Origin of the sequence: Paraburkholderia aromaticivorans (assembly GCF_012689525.1) — a bacterium.
GTDB lineage: Bacteria > Pseudomonadota > Gammaproteobacteria > Burkholderiales > Burkholderiaceae > Paraburkholderia > Paraburkholderia aromaticivorans_A.
In genome coordinates this window covers 150,979-164,246 of record NZ_CP051515.1, presented here as the reverse complement: position 1 = coordinate 164,246, position 13,268 = coordinate 150,979, and the positions used below count along the sequence as shown (strand labels likewise).

Here is a 13,268-nt window from a genome sequence, read left to right as displayed (position 1 = left end):
GACACACCGCATGACCGCCTCTTTCATCGAAGTCGTCGCCCAGGATGGCGGCCGTTTCAATGCCTACGTCGCGCGCCCCGCGCAAGGGTCGGGCCCGGGACTCGTGCTGCTGCAGGAAATTTTCGGCATCAATGACACGATGAAGGCGATGGCCGACCGCTTCGCCGAAGAGGGTTATGTGGTGCTGGTGCCCGATCTGTTCTGGCGGATCAAACCGGGCATCGTGCTCGGTTACGGCGAAGCCGACATGAAACAGGCGCTCGACTATCTCGGTCAGTTCGACACGGATCGGGCCATCGACGATATCGCCGCCACGCTCACCGCAATGCGTGCCATGCCTGAACAGGCCGGCAAAGTCGGCACGGTGGGCTACTGCCTCGGCGGCAAGCTCGCGTTCCTGAGCGCCGCGCGAACCGATGTCGACTGCGCGGTCAGCTACTACGGCGTCGGCCTCGAAGCGCATCTGGATGAAGTGCCCGCGATTCGCTGCCCGATGGTGTTCCACTTCCCCGAAAACGACTCGCACTGCCCGCCGGAAATCCGCGAACGCATCAGCGCCGCATTGCGCACGCGGCCGCAAATCGAGCAATACGTGTACCCGGGTTGCGGTCACGCGTTCGCGGCACCGTCGCGCCCGCAATACGACAAGCCCGCAGCGATGATGGCGTATTCGCGTACGCTCGCGCTGCTGCGCAAAGTGCTCGGGCCGGTCTACGATCTCAACGCGCTGTGGGAAGCGCATTGCTACTATGAGTTCGCCACGCGCGACGTGGATGCCGTCATGCCGACCATGGTCGCGCAACCCTATGTCAATCACGTTCCGACCATGACCGGCGGAGTCGGTCATGACAACCTGAAGCGTTTCTATACGCATCACTTCGTCAACTCGAATCCCGTCGATACGAAGCTGATTCCGATTTCGCGCACCATCGGTGCGGATCGCATCGTCGATGAATTTATTTTTAGCTGCACACATAGCTGCGAAATCGACTGGTTGCTGCCCGGCGTTGCACCGACCGGTAAGTATTTCGAGGTGCCCATGCTCGCGGTCGTTTGTTTCCGAGGCGACAAGCTCTATAACGAGCACATCTATTGGGATCAGGCTTCCGTGCTGGTGCAGGTGGGCTTGTTGAACCCCGAGGGACTGCCGGTGGCCGGTATCGAGAGCGCGCGCAAGCTGCTCGACGAAACGCTGCCGTCGAATCAGTTGATGGGTAGCAAATCACGCGTGTGAAGTGCGACTAGAGGCCCGCCTCTGCACAACATCCTTATGATGTGACACCTTACTGGCCACCGTCCCTCGACCCATGCTGATCGTCCATCATCTGAATAACTCCCGCTCGCAACGTGTGTTGTGGCTGCTCGAAGAACTCGGCGTTCCGTACGAGATCAAGCGCTACCAGCGCGATCCGAAGACGATGCTCGCGCCGCCCGAATTGCGCGCGGTGCATCCGCTCGGCAAGTCGCCCGTGATTACCGACGACGGCCAGACTATCGCCGAATCGGGCGCGATCATCGAGTATCTGATCGACAAATACGGGCAGGGACGTTTTGCGCCGGCACCGGGCACGCCGGAGCGGCTGCGTTATACATACTGGCTGCATTACGCTGAAGGTTCGGCGATGCCGCCGCTGCTGCTCAAGCTCGTGGCGCTGCGGATTGCCAGCGCGCCGATGCCGTTTTTCGCCAAGCCGATCGCGCGCAAAATCGCCGGCACGCTGCAATCGAGTTTCATCGATCCGCAGTTGAAGCTGCACCTGGGTTACATCAACAAAGAACTGAGCGCGACCGGTTGGTTCGTCGGCAGCGACTTCACGGCGGCTGATGTACAGATGAGTTTCCCGCTCGAAGCCGCCACGGCGCGCGGCGGGATGGAAGGTCAAATTCCGGCAGTGGTCGATTTCCTCAAGCGCATTCATGCGAGGCCGGCTTATCAGCGGGCGTTGGAGCGCGGCGGCAAGTACGAATTGCTCGGCGGCGATTGAGGTTCGCGCAAACCTGGAACTCGTAGTTGTGGGTCGAAATTCGCGGATGCTAGACTGACAAATCCTATTGTCGTCAACGAGTTGCCTACCGGTTGGGCTGGACTGCGCCGGTTCTTTTGGCGCGGTGCCTGTTTCGGCAGCGGCATGCTCGGCATTCGATCGACCATGCCTAAGGAGTCGCCTGCATGACCCATTCCATCCACGGCAACAAACGCTGGCTCGCACTGATCGTGCTGTGCCTCGGCGTGCTCATGATCGTGCTCGATACGACGATCGTGAACGTTGCGCTGCCGTCCATCGCGGCGGATCTTGGGTTTACCGAGACGTCGCTCGTGTGGGTGGTGAATGCGTATATGCTGACGTTCGGCGGTTGCCTGCTGCTCGGTGGGCGGCTCGGCGATCTGTATGGGCATCGCAAGCTGTTTCTTATCGGTATCACGTTGTTTACGCTGGCGTCGCTTGCCTGCGGCATTTCGAACTCACAAGGGCTGCTGGTTTGTGCGCGTGCGGTTCAAGGTGTAGCGGGTGCCATCGTCTCGGCGGTTTCGCTGTCGCTCATCATGAATCTGTTCACCGAGCCCGGCGAGCGCGCGAAAGCCATGGGCGTGTACGGGTTCGTGTGTGCGGGTGGCGGCAGTATCGGTGTGTTGCTCGGCGGGCTGCTCACTAATCTGCTGAGCTGGCATTGGATCTTTCTCGTCAATCTGCCCATTGGTATTGCTGTGTACGCGCTCTGTGTCGCGCTGTTGCCGTCCGCGCGCGGGCATGCACATGGCGAGCGCCTCGATGTGGCCGGCGCGGTATCCGTCACTGTGTCGCTGATGCTGGCCGTGTATGCGGTGGTGAATGGTAATGAGGCGGGTTGGACTTCGGCGCAGACGCTTGGTTTGCTGTTTGCGGCGCTGGCGCTGCTGGCCGTGTTCCTGGTGATTGAATCGCGCGTGCAGCATCCGTTGATGCCGCTGGGTCTGTTCCGCTTGCGTAATGTCGCGACTGCGAATGTGGTCGGCGTGCTGTGGGCGGCGGCGATGTTCGCCTGGTTCTTTATCTCCGCGCTGTATTTGCAGCGTGTGCTTGGCTATCGGCCGTTGCAGGTTGGGCTTGCGTTCCTGCCCGCTAATCTGATTATGGGGTTCTTTTCGCTCGGGCTGTCGGCGCGGGTGGTGATGCGCTTTGGGCTGCGTGTTCCTCTAGCCGTGGGGCTGCTGGTCGCGGCTTGCGGTCTTGCGTTGTTCGCTCGCGCGCCGGTTGGCGGCAGTTTTGTGCTCGATGTTATGCCGGGGATGATTCTGCTTGGCGTCGGCGCAGGTATCGTCTTTAATCCGATGCTGCTGGCCGCTATGAGCGATGTCGATCCTAGCGATTCGGGGCTCGCGTCGGGTATCGTCAATACGTCGTTCATGATGGGTGGCGCGCTTGGGCTCGCGGTGCTCGCGAGTCTTGCCGCAGCGCGGAGTGACGCGATGCAGGCATCGTCTGGCGATGCCGTGGCGGCGCTGAATAGCGGGTATCACGTCGCGTTTTTGTTTGGGGCGATTTTTGCGGCGGTGGCGGGGATTCTGGGTGGCTTGTTGTTGCGGACGGGGCGCGCGGGTGGTGCGGGTTCGAGTGAAGACGCTCACGGTCACAACGTGACGGCAACGGATGGACATTCCACCGCCACGGGCAACAAAACCGTGACCGAGAACTATTAAAACGCGTTTCCGCAGAACCGCAATCCCGATCAAACACCCCTGATCGGCGCTCGCTATGCTGCTTCCATGCTGACATGAGACCCCACATGAACCCGGTTGGAAAAGCGCTGTGGTTTATCGAAAGCCACTTTGCCCACGAGTTGACGCTCGACGACATCGCCAATGGCGGATGCGTGTCGCGTTTTCATCTGGCGCGCGCCTTCGAAGCGGCCACGGGGTTTTCGGTGATGCGCTATGTGCGCGGGCGTCGCTTGAGCGAAGCGGCGCGTCGGCTGGCGAGCGGCGCACCGGATATCCTCGCGGTTGCCATCGACGCCGGCTACGGTTCTCACGAGGCATTCACGCGCGCGTTTCGCGAGCAATTCGGGCTCACGCCCGACGCGCTGCGCGCGCGTGGCCGTCTCGACAATCTCGCCCTCGTGGAGCCGATCAAAATGGACGAAACCCTGCTTACCCATCTCGAACCGCCGCGCTTTGAGGACGGCAAAGCGTTTCTCGTCGCGGGCCTGAGTGAGCGCTATACCAGCGAAACCTGTGCCGCGATTCCGTCGCAGTGGCAGCGCTTTGGTGACTACTTCGGCAAAGTGCCGGGGCAGGTCGGCAATGTGGCGTATGGCGTTTGTTATAACGCTGACGACAGCGGCAACATCGATTATCTGAGTGGCGTTGAAGTCAGCGACTTCTCGGCGTTGCCTGCTGAGCTGAGCCGCTTGCGTATTTCGCCGCAGCGGTATGCGGTGTTTAGCCATCGCGAGCATATTTCGACTATCCGGCGCACCTGGAATACGATCTGGAATCAGTGGCTGCCGGCATCGGGACATATTCCTGCCGATGCGCCGAACTTCGAGCGCTATGACGAGAAATTCGATCCTGTCAGCGGGATGGGCGGGCTTGAGATCTGGTTGCCGTTGAAGACCTGAGGAGCCCGCCCGCTCGTCTCGGCGATGCATGTGGCAGGTGCATCGCCGGTAACCCCGCTATCGGCTGATAGGATGGGCGCGATGCGACCGATGTGTCTCGCTCATACGACTGCTCGTTTCTCCGTGCCTACTTTGTCCGATTCGGTTTGAGTGACGACAATGATGCAAACCACCGTGAGATTGATGGCCATCGTCACCTTGCTTCTGGGGCTGGTGGCCGCGCCCGTCTTCGCGGCCAATGTCGGCTTTGAGGAGGTCAAGATACCGAATGGTGCTGAGCCGCCGCTCACTGTCGGCATCTGGTATCCGACTGATGCGCCGGCGACGTCACACGTCTTGGGCAATTTCACCCAGACTGTGGCAGCGGACGCGCCCATCGCCGGCAATCGCCTGCCACTCGTGGTGATGTCGCACGGCGGCGGAAGCTGGTACGGCGGGCATTACGATACGGCTCTCGCGTTGGCTCAGGTGGGCTTCGTCGTGGCAGCGGTCAGTCACGCCGGTGACACTTTCGATGATCAGAGCCGGGTCCTGCAACTCTGGCGCCGTCCTGCCCATCTTCACGGGCTGGTTGATTACATGCTCGACAAGTGGCACGGGCACGCACAGTTGGATGCGGCGCGCGTCGGTGCGTTTGGCTTTTCTAACGGCGGCTTCACCGTGCTCGTGGCAGCAGGCGGTATCCCGGATCTGTCGACAATCGCCCCGTTTTGCGAGGCTCATCCGGATCAAGATCTGTGTGAAGCCCTGCGGCATGCCGGCGTCGACCTCCATGCCGGCGCGAATGTCCCCGCCGGCGCCTGGGTCCACGATCCGCGCATCAGGGCCGTCGTCGCCGCCGCGCCTTCGTTTGGGTTTGCGTTCGGTAGCGCAAGGCTAGGCGGCGTTCGCGCCCCGGTCCAGCTCTGGAGCGCTGCCGACGATCGTCATCAGCCGCATCCCTACTATGACGAGGCCGTGCGCGACGACTTGCCCCACGCGCCCGAATATCACGTCGTTGCCAACGCAGGCCACTACGACTTCCTGCCACCCTGCGATGCGCGTCTTTCCCGGCTACGGCCGGAAATTTGCAACAGCCTGCCGGGCTTCGACCGCGAGGCGTTTCATAAGCAATTCAACGCCGACGTGGTGCAGTTTTTTGAGGCAACGCTGCGATAGGAAACTTATCCTCCTGCCTACGCTGGCCCGTATGCCGCGAAATCGGTCGCGACTTTTCAATTGAATCTTGCGAGTGTTTCACTAGGTCATTGCTTGAATATCCGGAGAGGTCGCACGCGGTTGCAACCGCCCCGGAAAAAAGATTGCCCTCGAATTACCAAGCAGGCGCTACTCAGGCTGCGAGCACGTCACTGACCTCCCAGCTATCTATCCCCAACGCGTCGCCGACCGGTTTGCAGGTGAGCCGGCCTTCATGAACATTCAGGCCGGGACGCAGGTACTCATCGTCAAGCAATGCCTGCTTCCAGCCTTTGTTCGCGATATCGACGACGAACGGCAGCGTGGCGTTGTTCAAGGCGAATGTCGACGTTCTCGCCACCGCGCCGGGCATATTTGCAACGCAATAGTGCACCACGCCGTCGACGACGTACGTGGGTGCGTCGTGCGTTGTCGGCCGCGAGGTCTCGCAGCAGCCGCCTTGATCGATCGCGACGTCGACAATCACCGAACCCGGCTTCATGCGCGCCAACATTTCCCGCTTGATCAACTTCGGTGCCGCCGCGCCGGGCAGCAACACGCATCCGATCACGAGATCGGCCCGTTCAAGCAGCTCCTCGACTTGAGCCTGCACCGAGAAGACGGTCTGGATCGCGCTGCCGAACTGCACCGTCAGACGCTTCAGAACGTCGGCGGACCGGTCGACCACGGTCACCTTCGCGCCCATGCCCAGCGCGATCGTCGCCGCGTGTGTGCCGGACACGCCGCCACCCAGAATCAGCACCTCTCCCGGCGGCACACCGGGCACACCGCCTAGCAGCACGCCGCGGCCACCCATCGATTTTTCGAGGCAACGGGCGCCCGCCTGTGGCGCAAGCCGGCCCGCCACCTCCGACATGGGCGTCAGCAAAGGCAAACCGCCTGAACGCGAGGTCACTGTTTCGTATGCGATGCAGGTGGCGCCGCTCCTGATCAGATCGGCCGTCTGATCGGCGTCGGCCGCGAGGTGCAGGTAGGTGAACAGGATCTGGCCGCGGGACAGACGTGCGCGTTCTATCGCTTGCGGCTCCTTGACCTTGACGATCAACTCCGCCTCCTTCCACAGGCGCTCGACCGATTCCTCGATGCTTGCACCCGCCTTGACGTAGTCGCTGTCAGCGATGCCTGATCCTTCGCCCGCGCCTTTCTCGACGGTGACGCTATGGCCATGTCGAACCAACTCGGCGACCGACACCGGCGTCAGACCAACCCGGTACTCCTGCGTTTTGATTTCCTTTGGTACGGCGATTTTCATTTTATGTCTCCTCGGAGTGGATTCAGGCGCTCGCTTGTGGCAAGTGCGCTGGTGATCGCGTCGATTGCGCCTGGTGGTGCGTCGACGGTAACGTTCGCTTCCGCGTGGATCGGATAACGCGGAGGCGTGGAGTTCAGAATATCGCTTTGAAGGATGGCGCGTCTAATGATGTTGTTGTCAAGGAGCGGCGCAGCAATGGGTGGGCTGACCTTGAGCGCTGGATTGAAGAAGAGGAGGTCATTCCGATTGGCGATAGGCTAATGGCCGCCAGCATTCCTCTCGCCGTGCGCATCGCCCGCGATCGGGACTTCCGCCAGCGCCTCGCGTAATGAGCGGTTCAAATAATGGCCCACTTCCCGCGCGATTTTGATGAGGTCCAGTGAATCGATCAGGTCCAGATTCGCCACACCTGCTGCTTTGCACAATGGGCTTGACGAATAGGTTCAAGGCATGGGCGATTGGTCCGATCTCCTCCGCGCCGTGTTCCGGGGTCTGCCAGAGCTTGTCGCTCACAGTGACGCCTGTGAGCGGCGCGTAGGCAGCGTTAGTCCCTTGGCGATTTTGATCAGGATGGGGTATAGCCCTTCTCAGCCTGCCGCCTTTTCTCGATCCCTCAGTGAGGCGCGGCGGCCGGTTGCTGCGCCGCGCCGGCGCTTAACGTTGCGGGACCTTTCGATGATGGGCTTTTGTGCTGTGACTCGCTTGCGGCAGCTTCGGATGCTTTCGCTCTCTGCGATGCCTCGGCCAACAGGTTTGCCGCGTGACGTGCCGTGATGCGACTATGCGGGACGCCCCTCGCATTGAGTGCGATCACCTGGAACAGTTCACGGTCGCATTCGAGCTCCTGCTGATATTGCTCTGCTGTGTCCACCAGCAATTCAAGGAGCGTTCGATGACGCCGTCTTTCGTCACTCGTGATAGCAGGATTCCTACATATCGAGGATGCAAGTGTGATCAATGTGTCCAGTTGACCCACCTGCCGGTCGCATAAATCGAATGCTGAGAGGGCGAGTTTTTCGTACTGGAGTGCGTCGACAGGTGGACGTGAGGTTGGCTGGTTTTTTTTGATGACTTGGTCATGGTGCGATCTCCCTGGTGATTCCCTGGATCGCCCGACACTCGCTTGCAAAGGGGTGAGCGGGCACGTGACGGGGTTAGCAGACCGGCGTTACGTCAAACCGGCGAGCCTCGCGGCTCCCCCACCACGACCCGCCCATTGGAATATAGACGTGCAGCGGTAGACGCGCTCCCACCTGGGTAGGAGCGCGGACGTAACGATCAGGCTGCTAAACCTGGTCGCCGGGTGTCTCCCAGCGACTTGGAGATGATAAATCAGGGCAAACGGGTTGCTATCAACTGTGCAGGCTAAATGTTTAATTTGGTCCAAGGGACAGCGGCATAGGTCGCGATGACTGGAATTAGGCCATTGCTGTCATTGAGGCGGATTGGGTTCTACGTCAGCAATGTGCCGGACTGCTGACGATGGCGGCAGGGAGCAATTCGACGGCCGCTTCCTGCATTTGCGAACTCACCCTCCCGACCCACTGCTGTCTTTCGACCCATCAGTTGCTGAAGGGCAGATTACAGTGATGCAGTTGCCGCTCCAGACGCCTTTTTCGTCGCTACGTCCTCGGTCACTTCGGCCGTTCGCGACAACCGGACATTCGAGCGCGCCGGATGGTTGCTTCAGCTGGAATGGGTTGGGGCCAATGAACCCGGTCCATTCTGGAAATCGTTTCCCTTTTCAACGTTAAGGGCAGTCGAGTGACGGGACTATCCCGCCCCGCCGATGCACTGCTCCGGGAAATCCCTGCCCCATGATTCCCGTCACCCAGGAATTAGGCTTTCCAATTTCGAGAATGCTCTGGCATTCTGAACTCTTGTTGGATTGTGGGTGGCGCGATCGTGAACGTCGAACAAGGTGTGACAGGGGCCGAACGGGTACTGCTGGTGCTGGCCGCACTCGCCAGTCAGGGCAAGGCGTTGTCGGTCAAAGATCTGCTAGCCGTGACCGGCCTTGCGCAAAGCACGCTGTATCGGCAGATCACGCTGCTCAAGCGCTGGGGTTTCGTTGCCGAAAACGGGGGGTATTACGCGCCTGGTCCGATCAGCCTGCAACTCGCGCTTGGCTTCGACGTTAATTCGCTGCTCATAGAAGCCAGTCGCAGCGAAATGCAGCAACTCGCGCGCGCGTCGCAGGAAAGCATTGGACTGGTGGTCGCAGTCAAGCATCAGGTGATGTGCCTCGAGATGGTCGACAGTCAGCATTCGTTGCGTTGCTCGTTCGAGAAAGGCCGCGCCGTGCCGCTCAAAGCGGGCGCTTCGGCGAAATCGCTATTGGCGTTCATGGCCGACAAGGCGCGTGCCGAAGTGCTCGACAGCGTGTTCGACAACGACCCCGTCGGCCGTGCCAAGATCGAAGCAGAACTTCAACAGATTCGCGCCCAGGGCTACGCCGTCAGCGACAGCGAAGTCGACCCGGGTGTGTGGGGCGTCAGCGCCCCGATCTTTCATCGCAGTGGACGCAGCGCCGGCAGCGGCGCCTCGATCACGTTGATGGCGCCGTCCACGCGTGCTATCGGCCGCGAAAGCCAATTCATCGACGGGACGCTACGTACGGCCCGCGCCATTTCCGAGCATATGCAAACCGATTGACTGGACGAAGCTTTTCAATTTCATCCTCAATACGGATTCCGAACGAACCGCACGAATCGATAGAACCACCAGGAGCCTACCCCCATGAAACTGCAACGACTGTTGTCCCTCGCATGCGTCACGTTCGCCGTGACGTTTGCCGGCTTCTCCGGCGCGGCGTCGGCACAAACGCCGGACGTGCTGAACGTGGCCACCGACGCCACCTTCCCGCCGATGGAGTACACCGAAAACGGCGCACGCACCGGCTTCGACGTCGACCTGATGAATGCGCTCGCGAAGGCGATGGGCAAACGCGTGCAATGGACCGACATCGACTTCAAGGGGCTGATTCCAGGCTTGATCGCGCATCGTTTCGACGCTGCCATCTCAGGAATTTACATTACCGACGAGCGCGCGAAAGTGGTCGACTTCACCGATTCGTACTATGCGGGCGGTCTGGCCGTGCTGGTGAAAAGCGATTCGCCGATCAAGACGGTAGCCGATCTGAACGGCAAGAAAGTTTCAGTCCAGGTGGGCACGAAGTCGGTGAACTTCCTGCGCGACAACTTCCCGCAGATCACTCGCGTCGAGGTCGAGAAGAACCAGGAAATGTTCGACCTGGTGGGGATCGGTCGTGCCGACGCTGCCGTGACGGGCAAGCCGGCCGCGTATCAACTCGCGAAAACGCGCAGCGGCTTCCGCGTGCTCGACAAAACGCTGACGACCGAAGCCTACGGCATCGCCGTGCGCAAGGACGAGCCGCAACTGAAAGCGGCCTTCAACACCGCGCTCGCCAAGATCAAGGCTGACGGCACGTATGCGGCGATCGTCAAGAAATGGTTCGGCGCGAGTGCGCAATAAACGGCCGGGCAAACGAAATGGAACTTGATTTCTCGCCGGTGATTGCCGGTTGGCCAGACATCATGCACGGCGCATTGGTGACGGTTGAAGTGACCGCCGCGTCGCTCGCGCTCAGTTGCGTGCTTGGCCTGTTGATCGGCATCGGCCGGCTGACGCCGAAGCGGCGCATCGTGTACGGCCTCTGTACCGCATATTTGACGTTCTTCCGCGGCACGCCGTTGCTTGTGCAACTCTTCCTGCTGTTCTTTGGCCTGCCGCAATTCGGCATTCTGCTGCCGGCGTTTGTGTGCGGCATGCTGGGGCTCGGCCTGTATTCGGCGGCTTACGTCTCGGAGATCGTGCGCGGCGCGGTTCAGTCCGTCGATCGCGGACAGATGGAGGCAGCGCGTTCGATCGGCATGTCGTCGGGGCAGGCGATGCGCGCGATCATTCTGCCGCAGGCCATCGTGCGGATGATCCCGCCGCTCGGCAACGAATTCATCGCGTTGATCAAGAACTCGGCGCTGGTGTCGCTGCTGACGATCGACGATCTGATGCACGAAGGTCAGAAGATCATCAGCGTGTCGTATCGTTCGCTCGAAGTGTATCTGGCCATCGCGTTGGTGTATCTGGTGTTGACGCAGGCGACCAATTACGCACTGCATCGCGTCGAGCGTCGTTTGCGTGCGGGAGGGATGGTGCAATGAATACCGTGGCCAAAGTCAATGAGCCTATCGTCAGCATTCGGGGGCTGACCAAATCGTTCGGCTCGCATACCGTCCTCAACGGCATCGATTTCGATATCCAGCCACAACAGGTCGTGGTCGTGATCGGGCCGAGCGGCTCGGGCAAGAGTACCTTTCTGCGCTGCTGCAACGGACTCGAACAAGCGGAAGGCGGCACGATCGACATCTGCGGGCATCGACTCGTCGAGCAGGGCGAGATGCTCAAGGAGCGTTCGCTGAATGCGCTGCGCGCCGAAGTCGGCATGGTGTTTCAGTCGTTCAATCTGTTTCCGCATTTGTCAGTGCTGCACAATATCACTGTCGGTCCGCGCATGTTGCGCGGTCTCGGTAAGGCGCAGGCCGAAGCGGCTGCGATCGCGCTGCTGGAAAAAGTCGGACTCGCGCACAAGGCGCATGTGATGCCGGCGAGTCTCTCGGGCGGTCAGAAGCAACGGGTTGCGATTGCTCGCGCTTTAGCGATGCAGCCGCGCGTGATGCTGTTCGACGAGCCGACGTCCGCGCTCGATCCCGAACTGGTCGGCGAAGTGTTGCAAGTGATGAAACTGCTCGCGAGTGAAGGTATGACGATGGTGGTCGTCACGCACGAAATGGGCTTCGCGAAAGAAGTGGCCGACGTGGTGGTCGTTATGGACGGCGGTGTGATCGTCGAAGCGGGGCCGCCGGCGGAGATATTCTCTGCGCCTTCGCAGCCGCGCACCCGGGCCTTCCTGCAAGCGGTGTTGTCACGCGCATGAGAGTTCCGTTCAATGACAGGGCGTGGGTAGGCCGGTCCGACGACGGCGAGCCCGGCGACACGCGGCGCGTTTTCAATCAGGTGATACCGTTTAGTAACGCCGTGCAGGTGCGGCGCGATGTGCCGGTAATCGTCGGCTTCGGCTCCGATGAAGGCGTACGCCGCAACCAGGGGCGGATCGGCGCAGCGCATGCACCCATGGAATTGCGCCGTGTGCTGGCGGGCTTGCCGGCCAAAGCGTCGATGGCCGCGCTTGCTGATGCAGGCGACGTCGTGTGCGATGACGGCGACCTCGAAGGTGCGCAGGCGGAGCTGGCCCAGGTGGTTAGCGATGTCCTGGCGAGCGGTGGACGGCCGCTGGTGTTTGGTGGCGGTCACGAAGTCGCGTGGGGGACGTATAACGGCCTGCGGCTGCACCAGCAGCGTGAAGCCGACAACGCAGCCGTGCCACTCACATTGCGTAAACTACTGATCATCAACTTCGACGCTCACTTCGATCTACGCCAGAAGCGGCCCGCCAATTCCGGGACGCCGTTCGATCAGATCGCGCTCGACTGCGCAGAACGAGGTGTGCCGTTCGACTACGTGTGCTTCGGCATCAGCGATCTGGGCAATACCTCTTCGCTGTTCGCGCACGCGGAGCGGCTCGGCGTGCGCTACGTGCTTGACGTCGATATGCAGGAAACGCAACTGTCGCAGCGTCTGCATGAGCTTCAGCAGTTCCTGGACGCAGCGGACGACGTCTATCTGACGATCGACCTCGACGTGTTGCCGGCTGGCACGGCGCCGGGTGTGTCGGCGCCCGCTGCGCTAGGCGTACCGCTATCGGTGGTCGAAGCGATGGTCCTGCACGTGCGGACTTCGGGTAAGCTGCGCGTGGCGGATATCGCGGAGTACAACCCGACGCTCGATCAGGACAAGCGCACTGCGAGGGCGGCCATGCGACTGGCGTACCGGCTGCTTTGAATCGCGCTATCGCGCGGCTCTGTCATGCGTGGACGCCCGGCACCGCCCATCCCACAAAATGCGACGATCATGCGTCATGATTGCCAGGGATGAGAGGTGCTACCGGCTGCGAATTTCCGATTCGGCTGCACCCCACCGACTGGCATGATCCGCTAGAGAAGGTCCGGTATCTGGATGCTGCGGTCGTTCGAAGGTCCGTGTAAACCGGTGTGCCAACGTCTGCAGTTGGCCGATTGTTCGCGTCCAACCACGTTAGCCGTATGCTGCCAGTCAAAAAAATTTTCCGGCGCTAGGGGCAGCT

Annotated in this window: 13 protein-coding genes; 10 read left to right on the top strand and 3 right to left on the bottom strand. The window is 61.0% G+C overall.

Features of this window, described 5'->3' with window-relative positions; all coding sequences use genetic code 11:
- Nucleotides 1-10: 10 nt before the first annotated feature.
- The 5 genes from HF916_RS12555 to HF916_RS12535 all read left to right on the top strand — a co-directional run bounded on the left by HF916_RS12555 (nt 11) and on the right by HF916_RS12535 (nt 5,757).
- A complete protein-coding gene (locus HF916_RS12555; protein WP_168789280.1) occupies nt 11-1,234 on the top strand; it encodes a dienelactone hydrolase family protein in 1,224 nt (407 codons plus the stop codon).
- A gap of 73 nt (nt 1,235-1,307) precedes the next feature.
- Nucleotides 1,308-1,985: a glutathione S-transferase gene (locus HF916_RS12550; RefSeq protein WP_168789279.1), complete on the top strand. Its 678-nt coding sequence runs from the start codon at nt 1,308-1,310 to the stop codon at nt 1,983-1,985.
- A 185-nt stretch (nt 1,986-2,170) separates the two neighbouring features.
- Nucleotides 2,171-3,679, top strand: coding sequence for a DHA2 family efflux MFS transporter permease subunit (locus HF916_RS12545; RefSeq protein ID WP_168789278.1), 1,509 nt, complete (start codon nt 2,171-2,173; stop codon nt 3,677-3,679).
- A gap of 86 nt (nt 3,680-3,765) precedes the next feature.
- Complete coding sequence (locus HF916_RS12540; RefSeq protein ID WP_168789277.1) at nt 3,766-4,599, top strand: AraC family transcriptional regulator; 834 nt, start codon at nt 3,766-3,768, stop codon at nt 4,597-4,599.
- A 159-nt stretch (nt 4,600-4,758) separates the two neighbouring features.
- A complete protein-coding gene (locus HF916_RS12535) occupies nt 4,759-5,757 on the top strand; it encodes an alpha/beta hydrolase family protein (RefSeq protein ID WP_240975526.1) in 999 nt (332 codons plus the stop codon).
- Between the two features lie 172 nt (nt 5,758-5,929).
- On the opposite strand, the gene ald is transcribed toward HF916_RS12535, so the two are convergent.
- The 3 genes from ald to HF916_RS50880 form a co-directional block, all read right to left on the bottom strand.
- Nucleotides 5,930-7,048, bottom strand: coding sequence for an alanine dehydrogenase (gene ald / locus HF916_RS12530; RefSeq protein ID WP_168789276.1), 1,119 nt, complete (start codon nt 7,046-7,048; stop codon nt 5,930-5,932).
- Between the two features lie 257 nt (nt 7,049-7,305).
- Nucleotides 7,306-7,455, bottom strand: coding sequence for a hypothetical protein (locus HF916_RS12525; RefSeq protein ID WP_168789275.1), 150 nt, complete (start codon nt 7,453-7,455; stop codon nt 7,306-7,308).
- 206 nt (nt 7,456-7,661) lie between these two features.
- Nucleotides 7,662-8,117, bottom strand: coding sequence for a hypothetical protein (locus HF916_RS50880; RefSeq protein WP_240975635.1), 456 nt, complete (start codon nt 8,115-8,117; stop codon nt 7,662-7,664).
- A gap of 836 nt (nt 8,118-8,953) precedes the next feature.
- Between HF916_RS50880 and HF916_RS12520 the strand changes: the two genes are divergently transcribed.
- The 5 genes from HF916_RS12520 to hutG all read left to right on the top strand — a co-directional run bounded on the left by HF916_RS12520 (nt 8,954) and on the right by hutG (nt 12,967).
- A complete protein-coding gene (locus tag HF916_RS12520; protein WP_168789274.1) occupies nt 8,954-9,703 on the top strand; it encodes an IclR family transcriptional regulator in 750 nt (249 codons plus the stop codon).
- An 84-nt stretch (nt 9,704-9,787) separates the two neighbouring features.
- Nucleotides 9,788-10,543 (top strand): transporter substrate-binding domain-containing protein, encoded by a 756-nt coding sequence (locus HF916_RS12515; protein ID WP_168789273.1) that lies wholly within the window; start codon nt 9,788-9,790, stop codon nt 10,541-10,543.
- A gap of 17 nt (nt 10,544-10,560) precedes the next feature.
- Nucleotides 10,561-11,229: an amino acid ABC transporter permease gene (locus HF916_RS12510; protein WP_168789272.1), complete on the top strand. Its 669-nt coding sequence runs from the start codon at nt 10,561-10,563 to the stop codon at nt 11,227-11,229.
- Nucleotides 11,226-12,002 (top strand): amino acid ABC transporter ATP-binding protein, encoded by a 777-nt coding sequence (locus HF916_RS12505; RefSeq protein ID WP_168789271.1) that lies wholly within the window; start codon nt 11,226-11,228, stop codon nt 12,000-12,002. The genes HF916_RS12510 and HF916_RS12505 overlap by 4 nt, the downstream gene beginning before the upstream one ends.
- The gene (gene hutG / locus HF916_RS12500) at nt 11,999-12,967 is read left to right on the top strand and encodes a formimidoylglutamase (protein WP_168789270.1); all 969 of its coding nucleotides are present in this window, start codon (nt 11,999-12,001) and stop codon (nt 12,965-12,967) included. Before HF916_RS12505 ends, hutG begins: the two co-directional genes overlap by 4 nt.
- Nucleotides 12,968-13,268: the final 301 nt, after the last annotated feature.

Bases quoted from the DNA above. Each gene is read 5' to 3' on its own strand.
- HF916_RS12550 (WP_168789279.1), top strand. From the start codon at position 1,308: ATGCTGATCGTCCATCATCTGAATAACTCCCGCTCGCAACGTGTGTTG.
- HF916_RS12545 (WP_168789278.1), top strand. From the start codon at position 2,171: ATGACCCATTCCATCCACGGCAACAAACGCTGGCTCGCACTGATCGTG.
- HF916_RS12505 (WP_168789271.1), top strand. From the start codon at position 11,226: ATGAATACCGTGGCCAAAGTCAATGAGCCTATCGTCAGCATTCGGGGG.
- HF916_RS12535 (WP_240975526.1), top strand. From the start codon at position 4,759: ATGATGCAAACCACCGTGAGATTGATGGCCATCGTCACCTTGCTTCTG.
- HF916_RS12555 (WP_168789280.1), top strand. From the start codon at position 11: ATGACCGCCTCTTTCATCGAAGTCGTCGCCCAGGATGGCGGCCGTTTC.
- HF916_RS12540 (WP_168789277.1), top strand. From the start codon at position 3,766: ATGAACCCGGTTGGAAAAGCGCTGTGGTTTATCGAAAGCCACTTTGCC.
- ald (WP_168789276.1), bottom strand. From the start codon at position 7,048: ATGAAAATCGCCGTACCAAAGGAAATCAAAACGCAGGAGTACCGGGTT.
- HF916_RS12510 (WP_168789272.1), top strand. From the start codon at position 10,561: ATGGAACTTGATTTCTCGCCGGTGATTGCCGGTTGGCCAGACATCATG.
- HF916_RS12515 (WP_168789273.1), top strand. From the start codon at position 9,788: ATGAAACTGCAACGACTGTTGTCCCTCGCATGCGTCACGTTCGCCGTG.
- hutG (WP_168789270.1), top strand. From the start codon at position 11,999: ATGAGAGTTCCGTTCAATGACAGGGCGTGGGTAGGCCGGTCCGACGAC.